The following is a 318-nucleotide window of genomic DNA, read 5'->3' on the forward strand; positions in this document are numbered from 1 at the left end:
CATGCGCTGGTTCGAATCCAGCTAACGCAATACAGTCAGACCAGGCGCAAGCCTGGTCTTTTTGTTTTTTCTTGCTACAATAAAAAGCAGAATACCAGAAGGGAGCAGCAGCCGGTATGGAAAACGAACAAGCAGAATTAAAGCAATTATTAGAAAAACTTGAGGAAGAAATTTCCCTCAGCTATTACCTAACCCCAGGCACCATCACCGTAGGGCGGGACCTGGTTCAGGCACTGAACGATTTACTGGACAATCCAGATAATTGGGAAGAAAATTAATGAAAAGGTGTGTCAATAACTTGGGATAATGTCCCGAAAA

The 318-nt window shown here is 43.4% G+C and carries 1 protein-coding gene; it reads left to right on the forward strand.

Annotated features, from left to right (window positions below; all coding sequences use genetic code 11):
* Positions 1 to 116: 116 nt before the first annotated feature.
* Positions 117 to 278 carry a hypothetical protein gene (locus FC20_RS10700; RefSeq protein WP_009558026.1) on the forward strand — a complete coding sequence of 54 codons (162 nt, stop codon included), beginning with the start codon at positions 117 to 119 and terminating at the stop codon, positions 276 to 278.
* Positions 279 to 318 lie beyond the last annotated feature (40 nt).

This window comes from Lactobacillus equicursoris DSM 19284 = JCM 14600 = CIP 110162, assembly GCF_001434815.1.
GTDB classification, from domain to species: Bacteria; Bacillota; Bacilli; order Lactobacillales; family Lactobacillaceae; genus Lactobacillus; species Lactobacillus equicursoris.